Source organism: Paenibacillus sp. GbtcB18 (genome assembly GCF_019091125.1).
Classification (GTDB): Bacteria; Bacillota; Bacilli; order Paenibacillales; family NBRC-103111; genus Paenibacillus_F; species Paenibacillus_F chitinolyticus.
Genome location: NZ_JAGXJX010000002.1, coordinates 1,064,658 through 1,086,764 on the forward strand (window position 1 = coordinate 1,064,658; position 22,107 = coordinate 1,086,764).

22 protein-coding genes are annotated in these 22,107 nt (G+C 52.5%); 14 read left to right on the forward strand and 8 right to left on the reverse strand.

Annotated elements, in window-relative coordinates; translation table 11 throughout:
- The first annotated feature begins 148 nt into the window (after window positions 1–148).
- Genes KVT34_RS10185 through KVT34_RS10195 form a run of 3 tightly spaced genes read left to right on the forward strand, consistent with a single transcriptional unit; the run spans window position 149 to window position 2,454 of the window.
- Window positions 149–526 (forward strand): GntR family transcriptional regulator, encoded by a 378-nt coding sequence (locus KVT34_RS10185; RefSeq protein ID WP_217558452.1) that lies wholly within the window; start codon window positions 149–151, stop codon window positions 524–526.
- Between the two features lie 13 nt (window positions 527–539).
- Complete coding sequence (locus KVT34_RS10190; protein WP_217558453.1) at window positions 540–1,430, forward strand: ABC transporter ATP-binding protein; 891 nt, start codon at window positions 540–542, stop codon at window positions 1,428–1,430.
- Entirely contained in the window at window positions 1,390–2,454 is a 1,065-nt protein-coding gene (locus KVT34_RS10195) for a hypothetical protein (protein ID WP_254634671.1), read from the forward strand. Before KVT34_RS10190 ends, KVT34_RS10195 begins: the two co-directional genes overlap by 41 nt.
- Before the next feature lie 674 nt (window positions 2,455–3,128).
- Here the strand turns inward: KVT34_RS10195 and KVT34_RS10200 are convergent.
- Complete coding sequence (locus tag KVT34_RS10200; RefSeq protein WP_217558454.1) at window positions 3,129–4,163, reverse strand: AI-2E family transporter; 1,035 nt, start codon at window positions 4,161–4,163, stop codon at window positions 3,129–3,131.
- 599 nt (window positions 4,164–4,762) lie between these two features.
- Here KVT34_RS10200 and KVT34_RS10205 point away from each other — a divergent pair.
- Window positions 4,763–5,182 carry a hypothetical protein gene (locus KVT34_RS10205; RefSeq protein ID WP_217558455.1) on the forward strand — a complete coding sequence of 140 codons (420 nt, stop codon included), beginning with the start codon at window positions 4,763–4,765 and terminating at the stop codon, window positions 5,180–5,182.
- A gap of 92 nt (window positions 5,183–5,274) precedes the next feature.
- Here KVT34_RS10205 and KVT34_RS10210 read toward each other — a convergent pair whose 3' ends face one another.
- The 4 genes from KVT34_RS10210 to rnhA all read right to left on the reverse strand — a co-directional run bounded on the left by KVT34_RS10210 (window position 5,275) and on the right by rnhA (window position 9,804).
- Window positions 5,275–6,261, reverse strand: a complete 987-nt coding sequence (locus tag KVT34_RS10210) for an ABC transporter permease (protein WP_217558456.1) — start codon at window positions 6,259–6,261, stop codon at window positions 5,275–5,277.
- Window positions 6,251–7,771: a sugar ABC transporter ATP-binding protein gene (locus tag KVT34_RS10215; protein ID WP_217558457.1), complete on the reverse strand. Its 1,521-nt coding sequence runs from the start codon at window positions 7,769–7,771 to the stop codon at window positions 6,251–6,253. Before KVT34_RS10215 ends, KVT34_RS10210 begins: the two co-directional genes overlap by 11 nt.
- 72 nt (window positions 7,772–7,843) lie before the next feature.
- Window positions 7,844–8,956, reverse strand: a complete 1,113-nt coding sequence (locus tag KVT34_RS10220; protein ID WP_217558458.1) for a sugar ABC transporter substrate-binding protein — start codon at window positions 8,954–8,956, stop codon at window positions 7,844–7,846.
- A 206-nt stretch (window positions 8,957–9,162) separates the two neighbouring features.
- Window positions 9,163–9,804, reverse strand: a complete 642-nt coding sequence (gene rnhA, locus KVT34_RS10225) for a ribonuclease H (RefSeq protein WP_217558459.1) — start codon at window positions 9,802–9,804, stop codon at window positions 9,163–9,165.
- Between the two features lie 290 nt (window positions 9,805–10,094).
- Between rnhA and KVT34_RS10230 the strand changes: the two genes are divergently transcribed.
- The gene (locus KVT34_RS10230; RefSeq protein WP_217558461.1) at window positions 10,095–10,322 is read left to right on the forward strand and encodes an alpha/beta-type small acid-soluble spore protein; all 228 of its coding nucleotides are present in this window, start codon (window positions 10,095–10,097) and stop codon (window positions 10,320–10,322) included.
- 78 nt (window positions 10,323–10,400) lie between these two features.
- Here the strand turns inward: KVT34_RS10230 and KVT34_RS10235 are convergent, their stop codons facing one another.
- Complete coding sequence (locus tag KVT34_RS10235; RefSeq protein WP_217558462.1) at window positions 10,401–10,763, reverse strand: O-methyltransferase; 363 nt, start codon at window positions 10,761–10,763, stop codon at window positions 10,401–10,403.
- A gap of 351 nt (window positions 10,764–11,114) precedes the next feature.
- On the opposite strand from KVT34_RS10235, the gene KVT34_RS10240 reads away from it, so the two are divergent.
- Window positions 11,115–12,374 (forward strand): methyl-accepting chemotaxis protein, encoded by a 1,260-nt coding sequence (locus tag KVT34_RS10240; RefSeq protein WP_217558463.1) that lies wholly within the window; start codon window positions 11,115–11,117, stop codon window positions 12,372–12,374.
- 96 nt (window positions 12,375–12,470) lie between these two features.
- Here KVT34_RS10240 and KVT34_RS10245 read toward each other — a convergent pair whose 3' ends face one another.
- A complete protein-coding gene (locus tag KVT34_RS10245) occupies window positions 12,471–14,273 on the reverse strand; it encodes a M3 family oligoendopeptidase (RefSeq protein WP_217558464.1) in 1,803 nt (600 codons plus the stop codon).
- 228 nt (window positions 14,274–14,501) lie between these two features.
- Between KVT34_RS10245 and KVT34_RS10250 the strand changes: the two genes are divergently transcribed.
- Genes KVT34_RS10250 through KVT34_RS10255 form a run of 3 tightly spaced genes read left to right on the forward strand, consistent with a single transcriptional unit; the run spans window position 14,502 to window position 16,073 of the window.
- Window positions 14,502–14,678 (forward strand): YycC family protein, encoded by a 177-nt coding sequence (locus KVT34_RS10250; protein ID WP_084706668.1) that lies wholly within the window; start codon window positions 14,502–14,504, stop codon window positions 14,676–14,678.
- 4 nt (window positions 14,679–14,682) lie between these two features.
- The gene (locus tag KVT34_RS31770) at window positions 14,683–14,919 is read left to right on the forward strand and encodes a hypothetical protein (protein ID WP_231392066.1); all 237 of its coding nucleotides are present in this window, start codon (window positions 14,683–14,685) and stop codon (window positions 14,917–14,919) included.
- A gap of 38 nt (window positions 14,920–14,957) precedes the next feature.
- Window positions 14,958–16,073 carry a GGDEF domain-containing protein gene (locus KVT34_RS10255; protein ID WP_217558465.1) on the forward strand — a complete coding sequence of 372 codons (1,116 nt, stop codon included), beginning with the start codon at window positions 14,958–14,960 and terminating at the stop codon, window positions 16,071–16,073.
- 92 nt (window positions 16,074–16,165) lie between these two features.
- Here the strand turns inward: KVT34_RS10255 and KVT34_RS10260 are convergent, their stop codons facing one another.
- Entirely contained in the window at window positions 16,166–16,552 is a 387-nt protein-coding gene (locus KVT34_RS10260) for a globin domain-containing protein (protein ID WP_042233566.1), read from the reverse strand.
- A gap of 344 nt (window positions 16,553–16,896) precedes the next feature.
- On the opposite strand from KVT34_RS10260, the gene ylbJ reads away from it, so the two are divergent.
- The 5 genes from ylbJ (at window position 16,897) to KVT34_RS10285 (ending at window position 21,821) form a co-directional block, all read left to right on the forward strand.
- Entirely contained in the window at window positions 16,897–18,123 is a 1,227-nt protein-coding gene (gene ylbJ, locus KVT34_RS10265; protein WP_217558466.1) for a sporulation integral membrane protein YlbJ, read from the forward strand.
- Window positions 18,124–18,409: 286 nt separating this feature from the next.
- Window positions 18,410–19,090 (forward strand): PilZ domain-containing protein, encoded by a 681-nt coding sequence (locus tag KVT34_RS10270; protein ID WP_254634672.1) that lies wholly within the window; start codon window positions 18,410–18,412, stop codon window positions 19,088–19,090.
- Between the two features lie 11 nt (window positions 19,091–19,101).
- Complete coding sequence (locus tag KVT34_RS10275) at window positions 19,102–19,914, forward strand: NAD kinase (RefSeq protein WP_042233573.1); 813 nt, start codon at window positions 19,102–19,104, stop codon at window positions 19,912–19,914.
- Between the two features lie 357 nt (window positions 19,915–20,271).
- The gene (locus KVT34_RS10280; RefSeq protein ID WP_217558467.1) at window positions 20,272–21,135 is read left to right on the forward strand and encodes a CPBP family intramembrane glutamic endopeptidase; all 864 of its coding nucleotides are present in this window, start codon (window positions 20,272–20,274) and stop codon (window positions 21,133–21,135) included.
- A gap of 332 nt (window positions 21,136–21,467) precedes the next feature.
- Window positions 21,468–21,821: a DUF3243 domain-containing protein gene (locus KVT34_RS10285; protein WP_217558468.1), complete on the forward strand. Its 354-nt coding sequence runs from the start codon at window positions 21,468–21,470 to the stop codon at window positions 21,819–21,821.
- The last annotated feature ends 286 nt before the right edge of the window (window positions 21,822–22,107 follow it).

Sequence of the window (22,107 nt, forward strand, 5' to 3'; positions counted from 1 at the left end):
CCGGAAAAATCCGGGTTGACAAAACCTCTTCATTTTCTTTATTGTACTAAGTGTACTATGATAAATAGTACACTTTAGAATTTACCTTGCTTAACGACATCACGCGTTCTTCATCCTACTTACCGCCAAGAAAGGGGTGCCTCCTTCGATGATCAAAATCAACGAGCGAAGCGAACTTCCCATATACGAACAAATCATACAAGGAATGAAAGAACTCATACTCAAAGGGGCGCTGCAGCAGGGAGACCGTCTGCCCTCTGTCCGGGAACTCTCCGCCGCGGTCCTCGTCAATCCGAATACGGTCGGCAAGGCTTACCAGGAACTGGAACGCCAGGGCATCATCGAAACGCTGCGCGGTAAAGGCACCTTTGTCGCCAAGCCGTCTTCACCGGGCATGGAAAAAGAGCGTCTTGAGAAGTTCCGCTCCACTTTCCGCCAGCTTCTTGTCGAAGCCGCTTATCTGGGAATCAGGGCCGATCAGGTTAAAGACTGGACCGAACAATTTTACAAAGAAATCAAGGAGTAAAGGAGTATCCCTTATGCTAAACGTGGAAGCACTCAGCAAACGCATCGACGGACGTCCGGTCCTCGAAGATGTTCGATTCCGGCTCGGCCAAGGCTCCATCGCCGCGCTAGTCGGCCGCAACGGGGCCGGCAAAACCACCTTGCTCCGAACCCTTGCCGGTATTCTGGACCCGGACCACGGAGAAGTCCATTGGGAAGGCCGTTCGATTCACGAGCATCCCGATGCCAAACGGAATATCGTATATGTCCCGGATTCCCTTGATATGCTGGGAGGCTACACGGCCAAGGAATGCGCGGATCTTTATCGTCTCGCCTATCCCGACTTCGATCCGGCTTATTTTGCGGACCAGCTTCGCAGATTTCAGCTTCCGGAGCACAAAAAAATCCGCACCTTCTCCAAAGGCATGAAGGCGCTTATAGGCCTGCTTCTCGCTTTTTCATCGAAAGCCAGCCTTATTCTCCTCGATGAACCCATGAACGGCTTGGATTCAATCGTCCGCAAGCAAGTTCTTTCCTTCCTGGTCGAAGAAGTCGCGAGCGGGAACACGTCCGTTCTCATTTCATCCCATCAGCTTCTGGAACTGGAGCGAATCGCGGACACGGTCATCATGATCCGGGAAGGAAAGCTCGAGTCCGCCTCCTCTTTGGAGGAAACCAAAGGAGCCCTGCATAAGCTGCAGGTCGTATTCAATGGAGAGCCTCCCGGGGATTTCCTGAATCTGCCTCAGGTGAGAGTCGTGAGCCATGTGGGCCGCGTTTATACGCTCCTCCTGCTCCAGGATGATTCCGGGCAAACTCTCCGACACCTCCAACACCTGAACCCTCTGCTGGTCGACCGGCTTTCCATCCAATTGGAGGATGTATTTGAGTACCGTCTGGGAGAGGATGACGAACATGCTGTCTAAAGCGCTGTGGAAAAAAGACTACAAGCAAGCCAAGCTGCTCCTGTGGCTTATGCCTGCGGCGGGGTTTCTGTTTCAGGTTTTCAACCGGATGAACGAATTGATTTTTAATCCAGGGAACATTAAATGGAAGCTGCTATTTAACAATAAGGGCTCGGATACCGCCTCGATATATTTTTTTGGTTCTGAATTTACCCACTACCGGATTGCGCTTGCCGTTCTGGCGCTGGGAGTCGCAGTCCTGCTTATCGGCATGGAGCGGCGCGGCCTTCACCAGGATTTCACCTTCTCGCTCCCGTTCAAACGCACTCAAATTTACTTAAACAAATGGCTGCTGGGCGTCCTTTTTATCCTCGGATCGGTTCTGTTTACGAACGCACTGGATGTAAGCGTGATTCTCTTGTCGCCTTACCATGACTATTTCACTCTGTCCGTCCACGTGAGTGAAGTTTTTCGTTCGACCCTTATATTAACCGCTTGGTATACCCTTGTCCTGTTTGCAGGAACGTTCACGGGCGGGGCTTTGGCTCAAATTCTTCTGTCCCTGGTTGCCGGCGTACTTCCGATGGGCCTAAAGAGCATGTTAAGTTCTTTCTTATCCGTTTATTGGCCCGGATACAGAGAGCTATTAAACCCGGTTATTAGATACTATTGGCATTATTTAAGCCCTCAGGTTCTCGTTACGGACGGCAGTTATTCACCGACTTCGCTTTATCTGTTCGTGATATGCACGTTTTACATCTTGATTTTCCTCGGAGCCGGGCTGTACGCTTATTCGAAAAACAAACCGGAAAACAACGGCAAAGCGATTCTTTTTCCCTTTCTGGAACCTTACTTTTTGTGGGGAGCCGTAATTTGCGGAGCTTGCTTTGCCGGGATGGTCGGCAAAGATTTCACGGCCCCCTATTATCAATACCAGCAAAACGGCGCGTCCTTATATGCCTATGGCCTTGCTTTCCTTCTTGGCGGAGCGATCGTTTACTTCGTTCTTCGTTTCCTGTTGAAACGCCGTTTCAAATTCATTTGAGAGCGACTGCTGAGATAAAAAAGAGCACCGCAAAAACAACCGGAAACCGAAAAAACCCGCCAGCCATGCTGACGGGTTTTTCGTATGTTCGTTTTACTGCCTGTAGCGGTTATGTGTCCATCTGCTTCTTCCTTGTGCCATGGCTACTATGGCGGAAAGAAACCCATTGCCGTTTCTATAGAAAATGTCGTGAGTATGCTCGTATAGAAGGCTCGAAGAAACGGCCTTGTTTTCTAGTTCCTAATGATCTCTGAATAAAGAAATGACCAATTAGTGTTCCTAAAACAATGAAAGCCCTGCCTCTCTTTCATCCTTGCGGCTCCGATGACCGCGCCAGTGTGAATCAAGTAACACGGTAAACAAATTCTTAGGGTTGTTGGAATTTGATTCGGTGGAGGAATGTTATTCATAAAAGAGGAACTAAAAAAGAGGGTTTAACAATACAATTACATATTATATCATAGACGACTCACTTTTTCAACACCCGTTTTCGTCAGCTGCGCTCCTCCGGTTCAAAACACGATCAGGCGGATCCGATTCGGGGGTCGAATAAACCGGAACGAATGGGCCCGACGGAGCTTAGGAATCACATCGAGTTTGACGGCTGACCGGTTGGCGGCAGCATAATTCAAAAGAGCAAGACATCCCTTTAAGGGACGCTTGCTCTTTTGGGTTTAAGCAACGGGTTCTTTTTCCCGGGTCACATCCAGTACGTCCAGCAGGAACATAAAGATCGGAATCCCGATAATCAGTCCCCATACGCCCATAAAATGCTCGGAGAAGATGAGGACGATGAAGGTGTAAAACACGGGCAGGTTCGTTTTGGCGGACATCAGCTTCGGATTCAGCATATAAGCTTCCAGGGCGTGGAGAACCGCGACCAGAACAAGCACATATACCACCATCATGATCCCGTCTATGCTGTAAGCAATCGTACAGAGCGGAATCAGGGATATGATGACGCCCGCCACGGGGACGAGGCCCAGCAGGAAAATCATCAGGCCGAGGCCGAACAGCTGAGGAAAACCGAGAATCCACAGCGCGATGACGGACAAAACGCCGTTTACGAGCGCGATGAGGAACTGAGCTTCCAGCACTTTACCGAAAGAGTGGACAAAACGGCTGCCGAAATAGGCCACTTCTTCGTAAAACGCCGAGATTTTGCTGTCTTTGAACTTCGCGGTAAAACGGATGATTCTCGGCTTCTCGAGCAGGAAAAACAGGCTGAGGAGCAGGGCGATGAACACCTGCACAAGCACTTTGCTGATGTCGGTCACCGATTTGAACACAAAGCCGAATCCCTGATTCATATACTTCGAGAGCTCGGTCTGTTCAATGTAAGGTTTAATCAGGTTGATGATATAGCTGAGCACTTCATTGTCCTGCGGCTGCGTATAAAATTCATACAACTGCCTGACGACCTGCGATACCTGGACGGCCACGACAGGCAAATACCTGTACATCCCGATCCCCAGCAGCGCCAGAATAACCACGTACAGAATCGCAACGATCCAGCGCCGGTCCACTCTCATATACCGGTTCAGCCTGGATGAAACGAACGACTGCATACGGTCCATCAGAAAAGCGAAGATGAACGTAAGCAGAATGAGATTGATCATGCTCTGCATAGCATAAAGAATAAGGGCAAGCAGGGCGAAGATCAAAATTCTCCGGAAACCTTTGCTTTGAAAATATTGTTTGGTAAACATATGGTGTGCTCCTATCCTCTCAAAACTCGGGGGCCTTTCCGCCCGCTCTAACTCTCTCTACTATATAACGAAAAGACGGGGGGATGGTTCCGGTATTTCATAATTTTCAGCAAAATTTGTGGACCGCACGGTCCTGCCCTTGCGATTATGATAAAAAGTATGAAAAAGGAGGCGGTTTTATGCGGAAACTTCCTGCATTTGTGCGGCAAATGCTGCACAACGGCTGGTTCTGGATCGCTGTGGCGACAGGCGCGGTTGCCGGAAGTTTGAGTTGGCTGCTGTACATGAGGCTCTAGTCGGCTTGTTTGCACCGCGACGAACGGAAAACGGGTATGACGTTCTCTCTTTATACATCCTGTCTAACAATCGGTTTTTCTAAACCTCCGGGAAGTGAAAGTTTGATAGAATCCGAAAGTTGTAAAAGCAGCCTCCCTTTTGATAAACGGGACTGGCTGTTTTTTTATGCTTGTAGAGCTTAACCTCGAGGCAATGAGAAACGGGTATTTTACAAATACTAAATTTACATTTTTGCCTATATATGTTATTTTTTAAGATAGGTTGGCCAACCTATCATTTATTATAACCTGGAGGTGTCGTTCATGAAAAAAATTATCGTCCTCACGCTTCTTTTCCTGCTGACCTTAGGAGCCTCTTCCGCTTACGCTAACACCGAAACCGAGCCTAACGATACTTACACAACCGCCAATGTTTTGTCCCAAGGAGACAACTACGGCAAACTGAGCGGATCGCTCGACAGAGACTGGTGGTCCGACCAAGTTCCGGCCGGCAGCGTACACAAAGTCACGCTAACGTCTCCTTCCGGCTATCCTTACCTCATTACGTTATATACACTGTCCCCGCTGGGTGTGCCTGTTTACCAGTCCTCCGCAAGCGGCAACGGATCGGTTACGCTGAACGGCGGCGCGTCCGGGACTACTTTTTTCGTTAAAGTAACTCCGGCTTTCCTGAATGTCGATACAAGAAAAAATTATACGCTCAATCTGTCCACCGTCAACTAAAATCTTCCTGACGATGGGGTTCGGAAGAGCCGCTTTATTTTCAAAAAAAGACCTTGAAGGATTTCCTTCAAGGTCTCTTGTTCGTGCCGGCCCTATTGACGCCGGCGATTCAAGTGAACGAACGTAACGGCAAGCGCCGCAAGAAGCACGCCCCCCTTGATGATATCGAACGAGTAGTACGGCACGTTCAGCATCGTCAGGCCGTTGAGCAGGATGCCGATCAGCACCGCTCCGAAGAAAGTGCCGATTACATTGGGCTTGCCCGCGCCCAGGACGGAATACCCCACGAACACGGCCGCCACCGCTTCCATAAGCAGCGGAGCCCCCGCGTCGATCTGGCCCGAACCGATCCGGGCCGCATACAGGATTCCCCCTATCGCGGCGAAAAGACCCGAGAGCACGTAGGCGGCCGTCCGCACCCGGTTTACGCCGATTCCGGACAACCGGGCGGCTTCGCGGTTGCCTCCCGTAATATAGAGCTGACGGCCCCAGCGCGTGTACGTGAGGAAAATATGGACGGCCGCTACCGCGATAATCATCAGGACGACGGGAACCGGCAGGCCGATAATTTTTCCCTGGCCCAGCCATTTAAAGCTTTCCGTCACTATACCCTTTGCCGTCGTTCCGTCGGGCATCGGCATGTTGTTGTAGACCGAAAACCCTTTGGTGTACGTCTTGTGCACCCCTGCGATGATATACATCACCGTCAGTGTGGCAAGCAAGTCGGGAATGCGCACCTTCACAATAAGGAAGGCGTTGAGCAGGCCGATTCCGATGCCGATCGCCAGGGGCACCAGCAAAACCACAATCAGGGGCTGCTCGTACCAGACCATCAGCGAAGCGGCCACGACGGTCGTAATGGAAACGGTAGAGCCGACAGACAAGTCGAATCCGTCGACAATCTGCGACAGCGTGACGCCGATCGCCACAAACGTAACGATAGAAATGGAACGCAAAATATCAAAAATATTATCATAACTTAAGAAGTTCGGGTTCGTAATGGAAAAAAAGACAAAAACCGCGGCGATGACGACAAGTGTCCCGTAGCGGAACGAAACGTCCAGTGCTTTATCTTTCAACGTGTTCGGCCTCCCCTGCGCTGGCATAAGATAAAATGGCTTCCGCCGTGGCTTCCTCGCGGCTGAGTTCGCCTGTGATCCGGCCGTAGCTCATCACGAGAATCCGGTCGGCGATCCCCAGAATTTCGGCGATTTCGCAGGACAGGTAGATAACGCCCTTGCCTTCCTGCGCCAACTGTCCGATCAGCCGGAAAATGTCGCTCTTCGCGCCGACATCCACGCCCTTCGTCGGCTCGTCGAACATGTACACCGAAGCGTCCGTCGGCAGCCACTTGCCTACGGCCACCTTCTGCTGGTTGCCGCCGCTCAGGTGCTTCACAGGCCGCTCCGGCTGCGGCGGCTTCACCCCGAGCCGGCCGATCAGCCGCTCGGCGTGGCCTCGCTCCTCGCGCCTGCGGATGAATCCGCCGGCGCTCAGTCTCCGGAGAATCGGCAGCGACAAGTTGCGCTGGACCGATTCCTCCACAAGCACGCCCTGCTTGCGCCGCTCCTCCGGCACAAGCACCACGCCTGCGCGTACGGCATCCTCCGGCTCATGGAGCCGCAGCCGTTTGCCGCGCAGCAGGACATCGCCGCCGTCGGCGCGGTCGGCTCCGAAGAGCAGCCGGCTCAGCTCGGTTTTGCCGGCGCCGACCAGGCCCACGATGCCGAGGATTTCGCCCTCGCGAAGCGTGAAATCGACCCCGCGCACCTTCGTCCCGCGGCGCAGCCCCCGGACCTCCAGCACCGTCCCGCCCAGGTCCGCCGGCAGCTTGGGAAACTCCTCGGCGAACGTCTTGCCGAGCATCGTTTCAATGATTTCGCCGTGGCTGGTACTCTGGGCGGCCTTCGTCAGCACGCGGCTTCCGTCCCGCATGACCGTGATCCGGTCGCACAGCCGGGTCACTTCCGCAAGCCGGTGCGAAATAAATACGCATCCGACGCCGTTGGCCTTCAGCCGTTCCATAATCGCGAATAGCTGCTCCGATTCTTCGAGGCTGAGGGGAGCCGTCGGCTCGTCGAAAATGACGCACTTCGCCGCATGAGCCACCGCCCGTGCGATCAGCACGAGCTGCTTCTGCGCGATGGTCAGCTGCGATACCTTCAGCTTCACCGGGATGTCCGAGCCTATCGAATCGAGGATTCTCCCCGCTTCCCGGTTCAGTGTGCTCCAGCGAAGCCAGGCGCTCCCGTGCGCAACGCTGTCCAGCAGCACGTTCTCCGCCACCGTTAGCTCCGGGACGAGCGCGGTGTCGACTTCCTGATACACGCAGAAGATCCCCTGCCGCATCGCATCCTTGGGCGAAGAAATCGGCACGGGCTTTCCGTCGATTTCGATCGTTCCCCCGTCCGCGGTATACGCGCCGGACAGGATCTTCATGAGCGTGCTTTTTCCCGCCCCGTTGGCCCCCAGAAGTCCGTGAATTTCGCCGCCTTTCACTTCAAAATCCACTTCCGACAACGCTTTTACGCCCGGAAATGTTTTCGTTATGCCGTTCATCCGCAGCACGGATAGTGAAGTCGTCGTCATGATGAACCGTACTCCTCCCCGAACTTTCAAAATCCCATCGTCAACAACCCGATGGGATTTCGCGTGTTCTTCTTATTTGCCCGACTGTTTCTCGGCTTCCTTAAGCCAATCGGTGTAACCTTGCTGGCTGTTGCCCCAGCCTTGCACATACTGGCTGAGTTCCGCCGTCGTAACTTTCTTGTCTTTCGGCAGTTGGTCGCGGGAGACGAATACCGGCTCCAGGACCACTTTCTCCGGAGTCTGATCCCCGTGAAGCTTCTGATACAGGTAGCGGACCTGAATGCGTCCGATATCTTTCGGATCGACAGCGGCCGAAGCTACCCAGGAGCTGTTCGCATCCTGAATGAGCTGAAGATCCTCGTCGCTCATGTCGATGCCGTATACTTTAATTTCCGTGCGGCCCGCCTGCTGAATGGCGCGCGTTGCGCCTTTGGCGAACTCGTCCCAAGCCGCCCATACGGCCGTAATATCGCCTTTGTTCGGATACTTTTTCAAGATCGCTTCCATTTGCGCCTGCGTATCCAAAGCCGGGTTCTGCGCGTTGCCGAACGTCGAGATCTCTTTAATATCTTTGTTCTTATCCATAAAAGCTTTGTAGGCAATCTGGCGGCTCTCCATCGGGGGGAAACCTGCCACCCACACCTTGACGATGTTGCCCTTGCCGCCGGCATCTTTACCGAGCTGCTCCAGCGTCAGTTCGGCCAGCTTCTGGTCGTTCTGCTCCAGTGCCACGATGCCGGGTCCTTTGACGTTGGAATCAAATGCGACGATCGGAATCTTCTTCTCCACGGCTTTATTGATGCCGTTCTGAAGGGCATCCGGTGTTCCGTGGTCGAGCAGAATACCATCGAATTTCTGGTTGACGGCCGCATCGAGGTTGGAAGCCATTTTCGTCAGATCGCCGTCCGCGGGAATCACCGTTACCGTACCGCCAAGCTTGGTAACCTGCTCCTTCACGCCTTCCACGTATTGAGCCGAGAAGGTGCCCAGATTCTGACGCATAATCAGCGCGACTTTCTTGCCTGCCAAGGCATTAGCTTTATCACCGCCAGCCGGCGAAGCGCCAGGTGTCTGCGCAGCCGATCCCGTAGTTGTCTCCGTGTTTGCTTTGCCGCATGCCGCCACCAGACCGACGATCAGAATCATCATAGTGAAAACATGGACAACTTTGCGTATCCCTTTCATAGTTCCCTCTCCCCCGTTGTTCATTTTCTGTGTAAAAGTTCTCTTTAATCCAAGTATTCCAGTTGGATTAAGGCATATCATACTGTACGTCCTTCTTTTCGTCAACGAAAATTTTAGGCGCACTTGCGCAGGCTCCGAGGCGTCCTTCTTGCGCGCGAACTAAAAAAGCTCTCAGCCCGGAAAACATTCCGGACTAAGAGCCTGACTTATTTACGGCCGAAATCGGCCTTGATTTCTCCCCACTTCTTAGTGTCCCATTTCACGATTTTATTGGTGTATGTGTTGGTGCGTATCCACTCAAGCGCGCGGTCTACCAAGGTCCATATTTCTTTCGTCGAAGCATCCCTGACCAGATTGGAAGCGACCTCTTTTTTGCGGAGCCAGCTGAGGGCGGTCATCGAATCCGTATAAATGGTTTTGCTGCTACCCTGCTTTTTCAGATAGGCGAGAGCATGAACAATGGCGAGAAACTCCCCCATATTGTTCGTCCCTTTGGAAATCGGCCCCCTGTAAAAAATCACTTCGCCCGTCTTCGTATCCACGCCTTTGTATTCCACGATTCCGGGATTACCGGAACAGCCCACATCGACGGAAATGCTGTCATAGTCCACTTCGGGAGGCGCCTCGGATTTCCCGGAACTTCCCGCTCCCGCGGACTTTTTCTTCGCTCCGAAATCGAGCGACTTCTGCCAGCCGCGTTCGAAAGCGGCCCGCGCCTCGGCTTCCGTGGGATACGACTTGTATTTGGCCTGCGGGAACGCATCGGTCTGCTCCTTGCACTGGGCCCAAGTCGAATAAATTCCCGGGGTTCTGCCCACCCATACCACATAAAACTTTTTCTCGGCCATACTTCCCTTCCTTTCCATACAAAGGGGACGTTCCGGACAAGCTTGCGAATGTTTGTCCGATCCCCGGCCTATAGTTTATCACAAAACGCCGGGGTTCCGCCCCTTCATAAAGCCCCCCTGCCGCCCTTTGGAAAGACCTCTTTTCTTTTACTTTTTCGACGCATTCGACTTTTTCTACCTATTTATACACCTCTATCCAGACAATGCTCGACAAGTAAAATATTTTTTTCAGCATGAGTATTTTTAACAAAACGGTTCATACTACCCATTACCGAAGGAGGTGATATGAAATGGGTACAGGACAATCCCGCAGCAGCAACACACTGGTTGTTCCACAAGCTAACCAAGCTTTGGACCAACTGAAATACGAAGTCGCTCAAGAGCTTGGTATTCAAATCCCTCAAGACGGCTACTACGGTTACATGGCTACTCGCGACACAGGCGCGATCGGTGGACACATCACTCGCAGACTGGTTCAAATCGCCGAGCAGCAGCTGGCAGGCAAATTGGGACGTTAATCGTCTGATTCAAACATACTTAAGCACGACCAAAAAAGGTGGCCGAAACAGCCACCTTTTTTCTTGTTTTGAACGTCTTTATCCGCGGATGAGGCTGGACATGTTATAGTTCGATTCGAACATGACGCTGGCATACAGCGTTTCTTTCTTTACCGTGAAATCAAACGTAATTTCCCCGTGGGTCCAATTCACTTTGTACCTCAAAGAATCCAGCGCAAGCTTCCGGAAAGCCTGCCACTGGGATTCCGTCAGACCCGTCCCGCTCTTCTGCACAACCCCGTCCCTTCCTTCGAGAGGATTATGCCGGACGCCGAACTTTCCGACCGCATTGTTGCGGATCTGCAAAAAGACCGTTCCCGAGTTTAACTCGCTCAATTCCTCCCGAAGCTCGGTAAATACAATTTCAACTTGACGTACCAATGAAATCGGTTCAATAATCATGATTTTCCCCCTAATGTCCCTCTGAAAATTGTATGAATTTGTATATTCTAGGCATGTAGCCACAGTATAATGTGTCTTTAGATCTAATACAACATAATTTTACATTACTTTTATTTTTTTCAATTTTTTTCTCGCTAAAATCCGCCTAAAAGTCACATTTCATATGATCTTTCCTGCAAAAAATTAATCGGAAATTTATTTTTGGACCTATGTCCCTATTTCTTTTTTAGGTCTTTTCACTCACTTATTTTACACCAAATAAAACTATAGACCCTTATAAAACCCGATGATATAATGGCCGCAGGAAATATGTTACATTTTGAATTTATTCTGTCTATAGGAGCGTTATGTATGAAGAACTGGTCGTCTCTCTCCTTTAAAAGCAAGCTGCTGGCCGGCTGTTACGGCTTGATCGCCGTTTATTCCGCGGCGCTGCTTCTCCTTCTCCTGCTTCCCGGTTCCAACCGCTGGATCGGCTTTATTTTTCTCGCGGTTATGCTGGCGGCAAGTTTCCCTTTCGTCCGCTGGTTTGAGAGAGCGCTTACGGAACCTGTCGAGGACCTTACCCGCGCGGCTCTCAACATCTCCAAAGGCGATTTCTCCCGCAAGGTGGATGCGACAACAGACGATGCCTTGGGCGATCTCGGACGTTCCTTCAACAGCATGATCGACAAGCTGCGCGGCATTTTGGGCGAAACCGGCGCCATCACGAGACAAGTTGCCGATACGAGCCAAAGCATCTATTCCCAGAACCTGCAGCTCAAGGACGTTCTTCAGCAGGTGACAGTTTCCGCCCAGGAACTCGCCTCGGGAGCCGGACAGATTTCGGAAGAAGTCTCCACCATCTCCGTATCTACGAAAGATATCGAGCAGAAGGTTTCGAACTTTGCGGGGTCGACCCAAACGATGAATGCCCGTTCCGAGCAAATGCTGTCGCTCGTCGACAAAGGCCGTGAAGCTGTCGAAATACAGGGGCAGGGCATGAAAAGAAATGTCGAAGCTACCGCGCGCGTTTCCGACACAATCCGCACCCTTGCGGAACAAACGGCAGGAATCTCCAAAATCACCAAGGCGATCTCGGAGATTGCCGAACAAACCAATCTCTTGTCGCTGAACGCGTCCATAGAAGCGGCAAGAGCGGGGGAACAAGGGCGGGGATTTGCCGTAGTTGCGCAGGAGGTGAGGAAGCTGGCCGAAGAAGCGACCACCCAGACGAGGGAAGTGTTCGGGCTGGTCACGGCCATCGAATCCGGCATTCGCCAGGCACTGTCTCATATCGAAGTAAATGAGGAAGCCGTCGGCAGACAGACGGAGCTGATCCAGGATACCGAAGCCGTTTTCTCCGATATTTTTAACGCCGTCCGTTTTATTTCCGACCGGATCGGAGAATTTGCCGGAGAGAGTGACAGTATGCTGGCAGGCGCACGTCAAATTTCCGCAACGATGGAGAACATCTCCGCAATTACCGAGCAGTCCGCTGCGGGAACGGAGGAAGTGTCCGCTTCGATGAACGAGCAGATCAGCGGCGTTCTCGAAATGGTGAGCCGGTGCGAGCAAATGACGCGTTCCGTTAAACAGTTGGAGCAGACAATTCAAATTTTTAAATTTTGAGAACGTTTACTTCCGGTCCGCCGGGTGTTCATGTAAAAAGAACCTTCAATCCACGAATGGTGGATTTGAAGGTTCTTTTGGCTGCAAGAAACGGTTTTACTTCACTTTGCCTTCCGTCAGGCGCATGAATTCGTTCACGTCTTCGATAACGGTATCGACCGCGCTCTGCCAGAAATCCGGCTGGGTCAGATCGACGCCGAGATGCTTATGAGCCAGCTCTTCGACCGTCATGCTGCCGGTATCCCGGAGAAGCGCCGCGTATTTGTCCTCGAACGCGGTTCCTTCTTCGAGCGCACGCGCATAAATGCCCGCGCTGAACAGGAAACCGAACGTATACGGGAAGTTGTAGAACGGCACATCCGTCGCGTAGAAGTGCAGTTTCGCCGCCCAGAAATGAGGGTGATAAGCGCTGAGCGAATCGTTGAACGCTTCTTTCTGCGCCTGGACCATCAGCTCGCTGAGGCGGTCTGCGCTTACGAGGCCTTTGCGGCGCTCGTCGTAGAAATTGGTCTCGAAAATAAAGCGGGCGTGAATGTTCATGAAGAACGCGACCGCGCGCTGAATTTTGTCTTCCAGCAGGACGATACGCTCGTCGTCGCTGACGGCCGCTTTTACAGCCGCGTCGGAGACGATCAGCTCCGCGAATGTGGAAGCCGTCTCGGCCACGTTCATGGCGTATTCCTGGGCCAGCGCCGGCATATCATCCATCAGATACTGATGGAAGCCGTGGCCGAGCTCGTGAGCGAGCGTGGACAGGTTGTTCAGCGTTCCGCTGTAGGTCATGAAAATGCGCGTCTGCTTCGCCAGCGGGAAGGACGTACAGAAACCTCCCGGGCGCTTGCCTGCGCGGTCTTCCGCTTCGATCCAGCGGTTCTCGAACGCCTGCGCGGCATAGTCCGCCAGACGCGGGCTGAAGTCGCGGAACTGGTCGACGATCAGCTTGGCGCCTTCGTCGTAGCCGACTGTCTTCGTTCCGCCTTCCAGAGGCGCATCCACATCCGCCCACGCCAGCTTTTCAAGGCCCAGCAGCTGTGCTTTGCGGTTCAGATAATCGACGAGCACGCCCTTATTGCGGGTAATGACGTCCCACATCACATCCAGCGTCCGCTTGCTCATGCGGTTGATTTCAAGCGGTTCTTTATGTACGGAATCCCAGCCGCGCTGTTTGTAAACCTGCAGCCTGAAGCCGGCGATATGGTTAAGAGCTTCCGCCGCAAAGTCGGCTTTCTCGGCCCATGCTTCCTCCCACCGGCTGAAAAGCTCGGTGCGCTTCGCAAGCTCCGGCGTATGCAGGCGGTTAAAAGCCTGGCCAGCGGACAGCTCCTGGCGCTCGCCGTTCTCTTCCACCACCATGCGGAACTGGCTCACCGTCGTATTGTACAGGTCGTTCCAGCCGTGATAACCGTCAACGGCCAAATCGCTGATCAGCGCTTCCTGCTCCGGCGGAAGCTTCTCTTTCGCCTGCGTTCTGCGCTCGTTCAGGGAAAACGCGATCTCGCGGAGTCCTTCCTGCTCAAGCAGAGCGCTCCAGACGTCATCCGGCGTTCCCGTGATAACGGGGTCCAGACGGGTCAGGGATGCCAGGAAATCGGCATAGAGCGTTTTCACTTTACCGCCGAGCTGGACGGCTTTCTTATCCTTCTGATTATCGGCCGCGAGGCAGCCTACGAATGAATCCGCTTCACGAATTCGTTTTAAGATGCCCTGATACTGATCTATTAGAGCCTTAAAGCCAGCCGAATCGCCGGCGGATTGAGGAGACGACGCTTTCTCGAGACTGGCGCGGAATGCGGCGATATCGCCGTCCAGGTCGTTCAGAAACGAGGCAAACTGGGGAGATTCGCTTCCGCCCGGGAAAAATACGTCCAGATCCCAGGTCTGATTCAACGGTGTATGCATGTGTAATCCACCTTTCCGATTAGAGGGTAAAGACTAAATTGACCTACGGTAACATTAAACCATAAACTTCCTGCAAACAAAAGAAGGGTCTTCCGCCTTGTTGTGAGAGGTCACTCAATAGGATACAGTATGGAGGAGGGACCGTTTATTCACGCAATTGCTTCTTCCTAAGAAATATGCTATCAATAGATAAAAAGAACCATTTTTCCCGAAGAAAGGATAGGTCTAATGAAACCCTTGAACATTTCTCCGGACACGGCGGTGAAGCTTGCCAAGCACCTGGGCGTACCGCTCGAGCACCTGATGCACATGCCCCAGCATATCCTGCTGCAAAAGCTGGCCGAGCTCGCTTCGTCCAAGCCCGATAAGGATCCGGCGCCGGATTCCGAAAGTGAAACGAAGTAAAATGATGCTTCCTTTTAGTCATACATGGCCTTATGAAACCGTTTTGAAAGATATTTATGTAGCCGAATGCCCGTTCTGCAGCCAATCTAACGTTCTCCTGCCTTTAAGGACTAAAGACTTACTTCCGATCCATGAAGGCAAGAAAAGACTTCTCGTGTTTCCCTGCTGCCGTGAGAAAGTGACGCTGGTGGACACGGACACGGATTATTTGCTTGCGGACCGGCCTTTCAGAAAACGGTAAGACGAGCCATCCATTGCAATAACGAGGAGTGGTTCCGCTTGAGTGAATATCTGGTTGCCCTCACCATTGCTTGTACCCTGGTCACCCTCAGCTATCTGGCGCTTAAAATTCAGCGCATGCATTTTTTTGAAAATTACGAAAAAATAGCTTCACCCGTACTGACGGGCCTGGCCTGCATTCTGCTCATGCAGCAGCCGCTCTCGCTGGATACGGGCGCCGTAGACCTGCGCTACCTTCCCGTCGTCATGGCGGGGCTCCGCTACGGGCTCGGCAACGCCCTCTTCTCCACCCTGCTCCCCACGATCTATTCCTTTGTGACGGCGGAAGATTCCATGTGGATGATGCAGACATTGCAAAGCTTGATTATCCCGGCTGTTCTCAGTTCGGGCTTTCATCGTTCGGAATTCAGAACCGGCAGCAAGCCGATTCCGATCCGGGCCGGTTTGAAAATCAGCGTGCTCCTGTTTCTCACCCAGGTCGTCATTTACGCGGCCGTGCATACGGGAGGACACGCGCTGAGCGAATCGTACCCGCTGCTGTTTATGTCCGCCGTGTCGGCTGTCTCCGTCTGCCTCCTAATCGGGATGAGCAACGACGAAAACGCCAAGTGGCTGAACCAGCGCAAGCTCGAAATGAAGGCAAGCCAGGATCTGCTAACGGGGCTCCCGAATCTGAGGAGCTTTTTTGAAATAGCGGGTCGTACGCTCGGCTTTCGTGCGGTTTCCATTTTTATGATCGACATCGACAATTTCAAGCAGTATAACGACTGCTGGGGCCACCTTCACGGGGATCAGCTTCTCCGGGAAACGGGACGCCTGCTCAAGAATGCGGTCGCGGAGCACGATTATATCGCCCGTTACGGGGGCGAAGAATTCATCCTGATGAGCACGGAGACCGATCCCGTCAAGCTGCGGGAATATGCCGAGAAAATCCGGCTTGCCGTTGCGGCTCATCCGTTCGAGCATACGGAAACGACGCCCGTCACCGTTTCGATCGGCATTTCTGCCGCCGCGGATGCCGCTGCGGATCTGCAGCTGCTGATCGATGAAGCGGACCGTGCCCTGTATATCTCCAAAAATACGGGTAAAAACAGGATTACCCTGTGCAGCGAATCTCCGGACCCTGCGCTCCTGGAACAACAAAACGCTTATTGAAGTACCATGCGAAAGACAGCATGCGTGTTTCAATAAGCGTTTTGAAATTTTAGGGGACTAGAGAAGCATTCCTGCCGGACGTGTTCTTCCCCTTACTCCTGATTCACGAAATGATAAGCCGGCGCCTGCAATCTTGCAAGCAGAATCCCCGCCAAATCATCGGGAAGACCGATTTCCCGGGCAGCCTCGCGCATGCAGGACAGCCAGGCATCCGCCCTTTCTCTCGTAACGGGAAAAGGCATATGGCGCGCCCGCATCATCGGATGTCCGTGCTCCATCGTATAAAGCATGGGCCCTCCGAAAAATTGGGTGAGAAACTGAATCTGTTTCTCCATCACCGGACGGATATCCTCCGGGAATAGAGGACCGAGCAGCGGATTCTCCTGTACCTTCGGATAGAAGGCTTCCACCAGCCTGCGAAGGACAGGCTCCCCGCCCATGCGCTCGTACAGCGTTGTCGTTGAATCATCGATATTCATGCTGAGGTCATCCTTTGGCAACTAAAATCGTCGGCACGGAACAACCTGAGGACACCGGCGCTAAACAGACCTGACTGCTCGGCTCAATATCCTTCCAGATCGTCTTCCGCCGCATTTATAAGGGCTTCCCTTATCACGTAAACAAAAAAGCATACCAGCAGTCCAGAAATTACTCCAGCCATAAGTTTCACTCCCACGGTTACAGGATGAAAAACCAGGTTTAGTACCATTGTACCATACTTAAGTTCAACTTCCAGTGTTTTCGAAAAACTAAGTATACGCTTACAGAAAGCATGTTTCTCTCCCTCCGCACATATACGTTAGGGAGGAGGTGTACAAACCCCATGTCAAGGCGTTCCGTCTTTGCCCTTATTCCTTTGTGTGTACTGATCATCGGCATCGCTGCGCTTATGGTCGCCTATCCCCGCGAAAGTCTCGCGGCCGCGGTTCACGGCGTCGCCATCTGGTGGGGCGTGCTCTTTCCGGCCTTATTCCCTTTCTTCGTTATTTCCGAGGTGCTTCTCGGATTCGGAATCGTCCACTTTTTCGGCATGATCTTCGATCCGATGATGCGTCCCGTTTTTCGTATACCCGGAATCGGCGGATTCGTGGTGGCCATGGGCTTCGCCTCCGGGTATCCGGTCGGAGCGAAGCTGACTTCGCAGCTCTGGAAGGACAGGCTCGTCAACCGGGAGGAAGGCGAGCGCCTTGTCGCCTTCACGACAAGCTCCGATCCCATCTTCCTCATCGGAGCCGTCTGCGTCGGTTTCTTCCATGACGCGTCCCTCGCCGCCGTACTCGCGGCCGCCCATTACGGGGGCGCCCTGCTTGTCGGCTTTCTGATGAGGTTTCATGGAAGAGGAGCTCCTTCATCGCCCGCTCCGCGTGCTGCCGCAGGCAATCGTTCGTCCGTCTGGGCCCGCGCCTTCAAAGCGATGCACAAGGCACGGCTGGAAGACGGACGGCCTTTCGGCACTTTGCTGGCCCAAGGGGTTCGGAATTCGCTGAACCTGATTTTTCTGCTGGGCAGCCTCGTGGTCTTTTTCTCCGTTGTGCTTGAAATGCTGACCATGAGCGGTGTCATTCACATGCTCTCCGGCCTGCTGCGCATGTTCCTGAACTTGCTTCAGCTCCCTCCGGCCCTCTCGGATGCGCTGATCGGAGGCACGTTCGAAGTTACACTCGGCGCCAAAGCGGCAGGCGGCATGGACGATTCGACCCTGCTCGTATTCAAGACAGCCGCGGCCGCCTTTATTCTTTCCTGGGGAGGGCTATCCGTTCATGCCCAGATCGTGAGCGTCCTGAGCCAGACGAACATGCGTTATGCGCCATTTTTGACGGCCCGCATTCTGCATAGTTTACTCGCTTCGCTGCTTGTGTTTGTGCTGTGGAAACCGATGAGGCCCATCGGAGTTCTTCTGGAGAACGCCCTGCCTGCCGGAAAATTCGGAACGGACGGCGGTAGCGGATGGCTGACGCTTTTCCCGCTCGCGTTCGTTGTCTTCGCCGGTTCCCTGTTTATTTTATTCTCGCTTTATCTTCTTCACTCCTTCCTGAAACGAACCGTTTGAAAGAATATTCTGTCAATTCATCTTATGAAGCGGCCATACAAAAAGTGAACCGTCAGCCGCGGCTCCGGAAGCCTTGCCGCATCGTAAGAACCCCCAGCCTTCGACTCGGAAACGGCGAAGACTGGGCATCCGGGCAAACAAGCTTCCCCGCCCCTGCTCTTTCCTGTAAAGCTTTACAGAGTCTAAGCATTGTGTTATCCGCCGTAATTGATTATTATGAGAAAAGAAGGTTCGTTATGAATGAGTGTACCTAATCTGGATGCCGCCGCATGGAACCATGGTGATAATGATGAATTGGACGTATGCGCTGACCCAACATATTCTCGTACCGAATACGGAGTGCAAGCTGATCATTGTCGGAGAAAACGCCGATGGTCAGCCCTTTTGCTTGGAAACCCGCGTGTTTTTGCGCGAAGCCGGTTTGGACTTTTTTTCGGTGCATGTATATTTTGATTCCGCCAATCCGCTTGATAAGCTGGAGCAGATTTCTTTTATCGAATTCTCCTTCCAGGATCAGGGGATCAATTATTATTCTTTTGTCGATCTTGTACAGCTTGACCCGGAAGTCTCCTCTTGCGTGCTGAAGCTCGTCTCTCCGCAGGAGCTGTACTCCTATCAAAACCGCAGACACATCAGGAAGCCTCTGCCTCCGCACACGAACGCCACTTGTCGTGTGATCGGAACCCGGCAGAATTCCGCCGAGGACACGCCCGCCTTTATAGGGCAGCTACTGGAAATCAGCCGAAGCGGCACTTCTATGATCACTTCGCACAGAATGATCGAATCCCTAATGTTGGAATTATCTTTCCATTTGCCTGAAGTTGAAGCTCCGCTTCTCCTGACAGGCGAAGTTCGGAGCAGCACGCCCTTCAGCAGCGATTCTTATCGCGTCGGCATTGAATTTCATGACGTTCCCCTTTCGTCATTGAATCTCATTGATACCTATTGCGAACAAACATCTTCTTAGGAGGAACCGTGTTGAAATATTTCTTAGTGCAGCGTCAGGATGATGTATCCGCCGGTCTGGCCCGCCGTTTTCACGAATTGGCCGGACAATACGGCATGGAGCTCGACGAGCAGGAACCCGAGGTTGTTGTATCCATAGGCGGGGACGGCACTATGCTGATCGCCTTCCACCAATTTGCGGATAAACTGGACCGTATTTCTTTTGTGGGCATTCATACCGGGCATCTCGGTTTCTTTGCCGACTGGAAACCCGACCAACTCGATTACCTGGTAGAGCTTATGCATAACGGAGAAATCAATCAGGACATGCGCATTGTTCAATACCCTATTCTGGAAATTGAAATTCATTCTTCCCAAGGTGTAGAGCAGCGTCTGGCTTTAAATGAATTCACGTTAAAAGGAATCGAGAACACCCTTGTCGCCCAAGTCGACATCAACGATGAAATGTTCGAGATGTTCCGCGGTGACGGCATTTGCGTGTCCACCCCTTCCGGCAGCACCGCTTACAACAAAAGTCTGGGCGGCGCCATCGTGCATCCGTCTCTGGCCGCGATCCAGATTGCCGAGATTGCGTCTATCAACAACCGCGTCTACCGGACGCTCGGCTCGCCGATGCTGCTTCCGATGCATCACCACTGCGACATTTACCCCAAATCGAAGCATCCGGTTTACCTGGCGTTCGATTATCAATATGTGCAGCGCAGCGATGTGGAATCGATCCGGTGCCGGGTGAGCCCGAACCTGAAGGTGAAATTCGCCCGCTACCGCCCGTTCCCGTTCTGGAACCGGGTCCGCGAAGCGTTCATCGGCCACGAATTTCAATAATGTTTTTCCCGGGTGCCCCAGATCGGCTCCCGCAAATAGCGAACGGGACGTTCCCGGCAAGTTTACGCTGCCGGAACGTCCCGTTTTTTTGTGCTATTGTGTCGCTCCGGCCGGCCTCGCCTAAGGAGCCGGCAAAGGAGCTGCAGCATGGACGTATCACTCCATCCGGGTATTCTCGAATCTCTCCGCCGCTCGGCAAAATGGTTGATTACGTTAACGTGAGCCGTCCAAGCTGTACTCTCATTCGTACTAGGCTGCAGCCTAGGAAAAAACTGGACTTGAGCTCGTTATGATCAAGGCGGAGTGATTGCTATACTTCTAAATGGTTATACATACCTTGAAAAGGGGGCTGCAATCATGAAAACTAGCTTTGGCAGCACGTCCGTCAGAGGATCAGATGGGGAGAAGGAACGTATTCGTTTTGCCAGGAAGGGACTTCTTGTTTTCTTCGCCATGCTCATCCCTCTTTCCATGCTAGGCTATGTGTTGACTATGAAATCCCCGATCTTTGTCCTGTTCCTGATGTGGACGCCGGGCTTGTCCTCCATTTTCACCCGTTTGCTGCTGCGTGAAGGCATAGCGGATATTTCCCTGCGGGTCGGAGGACGGAAGACATGGAAGACTTTGCCTTCTATACTGCTGTTTCCTGTAGTCATTGGCCTGTTTGCGTACGGAACTGCCTGGATTACGGGACTGGTCCAATTCGTCACACCCGATACGTACATAAAAGCTCCACCTATCGTTATATTTCTGGGAATGTTGCTCGCGCATATGGTTGTCGGCACAATCGCCGGCCTCATCGGCAGTGTCGGTGAGGAGCTTGGCTGGCGGGGCTATATGCTCACTAGGCTGATCGACGCCCGCGTTCCCTACCCGATGCTGACCAGCGGGATCATCTGGGGATTATGGCATCTGCCCTTGATGATTGCCGGGAATTATTATTCCGGTCCCTACCTTGCTCTCTCCGCTTTTTTATTTATGATTTCGGTCACCTCCTTCGGTTACATTATCGGGCGTCTGCGGCTAACAACGGGCAGTATATGGCCTGCGTTCTTCCTGCACGCCTCCTGGAATGCCGTGATCCAAAATGTCTTCGATTTATTCTCCAAAGGCGAGAATGTCCTCCTCTGGACGGGAGAATCAGGGATTTTAGTTGCTCTTGCGTTACTGGCAGCGGCATGGATCATTTCGAGGAGGCCGATGAGCGTGAGGCGGTTATAGCGAAGGGACACGAGATTAAAGGTTTGATTTCTTCAGTGATCTTGATCTTCTTTTTATGGGTAATAAAAAAAGACGAAGAATACCATGCTCATCCTTCGCTTTTTCATAAACCGGCATTTACGAGAACTATATAAAAAAGCAAGGAGAATGCTCAAAGCCGGGTATATACCTGGGGCGATGATTGATACCGCTGTTCTTAACCACAAGAATGCCCAACGGTAAGCCAATGCGATATGCGCCCGGAAAAAATGTTCGAACCGATTCAACCTGAAAACCTGAGGGTAAGGATGTCTTGTAACATTATACGAACCTTATACAAGGAGGCGTTAACGATGACAGAACAAAATCACATGGTCGACAAAAACGGAACTTTGGATACAGGGAAAGTAAATGATGTCATGAATCGCATGGATTCGGGTGAGAAAGATCAGATTCTGAAAAACTTCGAGGAGTTCAAATCTTACCTCGGAAGCCGCGTCCACCTGGGTGAAAGCCTCGGTCTGGGTGAAGAGCAGCTCGCCAAAACGGCCGAGAAAGTAGCAGGCTACCTGGCCGCCCACGAAGAGCCCCGCAATGCGGAGGAAAATCTGCTGAGAGAGCTCTGGAATGTAGGCCGTGACGAAGAGCGTCATATGCTCGCTCACATGCTGGTCCGCCTGGCACAAAAAGCGAACAAAGCAAACTGATTTTTCCAGTCAAGCTCTCTGCGAAAAGGGCACACACATAAAAACCCTCTGTTCCACCTTATGCCTAAATAAGGTGGAACAGAGGGTTTTGCTTTTGTCTGGTACTCTGAATTATTCGGAAGATTCCGGACCGGTTCGCGAAGCCGGAGTTTCGGCCGCTTGGGAAGGCTTAGGACGGTTGTTGTTCTGGTTGTTGTTCTGGTTGTTGCTCTGGTTGTTGTTCTGGTTGTTGTTCTGGTTGTTGTTCTGGTTGTTGTTCTGGTTGTTGTTCTGGTTGTTGTTCTGG